Genomic DNA, 2,183 nt, shown 5'->3' with positions numbered 1-2,183 from the left:
CTTAAACCGATTCTGAATCTGCCGTTTGGGGCATTCCAGAACCATTGGCATGATGTCTTCGACTAAACTCGCCACCTTTGCCGCGATCCCACCGTAATCATAATCTCATTCATCGAATAAATCACATTGGTTTCAAAATCCAACACGAGTTCAATATCAACTCCGTCTTTGTCGTGTACTAACTGGAACTCGACGTCCATCCAGACGTCCATGTCCGCGTTGGGGAATTCAGGTGTAACAAGTTCCAACGGAAAGTAGTATCTGATTCGATCAGCATTCCAATCGGAGGAGGGTTCTGACTTTCCGCGAAGACGCAGTTCGGCTATGTCGCTAATAAACTTCTTCAACTCGGTATACACGATGGCATCAACTGTCCGATTATCCCAGCCGACCACTTGGCATTCAGTATCGTCTATCGAAACTGTAAGTCGGGGTCCCAACGGCATCCACGGCGACCCACTTTGACGGCCTTGCAACTGAAGGAATGTTGTATAATGAATAGTGAACGAGTGTTCTCCGTCGGCGGGGATTTCGTCTAATGTAAACAGAGGTGGACCGTTGAGGCGGAACTCAAAGTCCTCGAATTGAGTCTTATCGTCTTTTGATTCAATAGCCCAGCTAACTTTTACCTCTGAAAACGGCGGCGCCTCGGTCTTTGTCGTCTCAAACGTGACGACGGAAAAATATTCCTCTAGAATCTACTGGCGGGACCGGGTCGTCCGGAGCCACAATTTGTCCCCCTGTTCTGGTGTTGTTGTTTACTCGGATATTCATGATGTTCGTTTGGGGATTCGGCAACTCTCCACCCATACACCGTTCTGTACCTGTTAGTAGACCCACAAACGTGGTCAAATGTTATATACTAGTATGTAAAAAATCTGTCTTTAACACCACCTTCTATCTTACCGCATGTAATTGTAACACTTGATACAACAAATGGAGACATCGTCTATATCAACGCTGTCATACCAACTGTAGATATTCTCAGGATATATTGTTGATTAAGACACTCTTCATCCATGATCAAATTTGGCCATCCCTCTAGATACCTTTACGTCAACGGCAGTGAATTCTAGCAAGTCAATATCAGAATAAGAAAGATAAGCACCTGTAATCCATTACTTCCTTACTCTCCCTGTTTAGCAGAAATTCTAATTGCTACCAGTAACTACCATCTAATAGATGCAGAGCAGACAAACATTCATTGATATTGTTCTAGTCCTATTTATTATGGTCGCCATTTTTGCAACTACGCAATATTTATCACCCATCATTGGTTTTTCTAAAGATTCTTTGCTAACCTTCATACTTTCAGCATTTATACCTGCCGTAGCAATATTGTATTCAATCATATCTGAGTCAAGCTTTTCAAATGCCATTTTGAGGCTGGTTCTACGTGATTCCCGAGATGGGGAAGTTTTCGACCGCGCGCTGGGTCTGTGCGCCCCAGTAGGCGTCCGCTGGAACTTTCATCTCCCCGAGGCTGTCCTCCTCGATTCGATAATCCTCGTCGCTCATGCGTGTGGAGGGTCGATGTGGGCGAGCGTAAAACCCATCGAAACGGGGCTACCAAAATAGGGCTACGAGGCCGAAACAACTGAATTCAAACACTATCTCGACTGTAAGCATTCACTCGGAGTAGAATTAATTTAAAAATAATTAAGTAGCTCTTACCGAATAGGTAAATAGACGCATACTGAGGCATCAATATGACAGGCGATAACGATAACGGATTGAATCGACGGACGTACGTCAAAGGAATGGGTCTCGCCGGGACTGCCGGAGTCGCTGGTCTCGCCGGATGCACCGGCGGCGGTGACGACGACAACGGCGGCGACAACGAAAACAAGAACGACGACGGAAGCGGAAAGGACGGTAATACGGACTACAAGAAGCTCGAACTCCAGCACTGGTGGACGGGCGGCGACGGTCACGCCGCGATTACGGCCCTCCTCGACGGATTCAAGGAGGAGTACCCGGACATCGAAGTCAAACCGAACCCCATCGCGGGCGGTGCGGGGCAGAACCTGAAAGACGTCGTGAAAAAGCGCGTCCTCCAAGGCAAGCCGCCGAGCTCGTGGCAGGCGTGGCCCGGAAAGAACCTCACGCCCTACGTCGAGAACGACATCCTTCACGACATCAGCGATTCGGTCTGGTCGGAAAACGGAATGAAGGACGCCTAT

3 protein-coding genes are annotated in these 2,183 nt (G+C 47.8%); 1 reads left to right on the top strand and 2 read right to left on the bottom strand.

The features are described from left to right. Positions 1–1,175: 1,175 nt before the first annotated feature. Both BG842_RS28695 and BG842_RS32460 read right to left on the bottom strand, forming a co-directional pair. Positions 1,176–1,379, bottom strand: coding sequence for a hypothetical protein (locus tag BG842_RS28695; protein ID WP_139136047.1), 204 nt, complete (start codon positions 1,377–1,379; stop codon positions 1,176–1,178). Positions 1,380–1,392: 13 nt separating this feature from the next. Next, positions 1,393–1,518 carry a hypothetical protein gene (locus BG842_RS32460; protein ID WP_256388508.1) on the bottom strand — a complete coding sequence of 42 codons (126 nt, stop codon included), beginning with the start codon at positions 1,516–1,518 and terminating at the stop codon, positions 1,393–1,395. A gap of 191 nt (positions 1,519–1,709) precedes the next feature. Here BG842_RS32460 and BG842_RS06535 point away from each other — a divergent pair. Then, positions 1,710–2,183, top strand: a 474-nt coding sequence (locus BG842_RS06535; RefSeq protein ID WP_254662952.1) for an extracellular solute-binding protein, incomplete at its 3' end; no start/stop codon positions are given.

Source organism: Haladaptatus sp. W1, assembly GCF_001723155.1.
Lineage (GTDB): Archaea > Halobacteriota > Halobacteria > Halobacteriales > Haladaptataceae > Haladaptatus > Haladaptatus paucihalophilus.
Note: the sequence above shows the minus strand (reverse complement) of the source record. Positions and strands in the feature narration are given on the sequence as shown.

What these genes read in the sequence shown, in the direction of transcription:
- BG842_RS28695 (WP_139136047.1), bottom strand. Translation starts at nt 1,379, where the DNA reads ATGGCATTTGAAAAGCTTGACTCAGATATGATTGAATACAATATTGCT.
- BG842_RS32460 (WP_256388508.1), bottom strand. Translation starts at nt 1,518, where the DNA reads ATGAGCGACGAGGATTATCGAATCGAGGAGGACAGCCTCGGGGAGATG.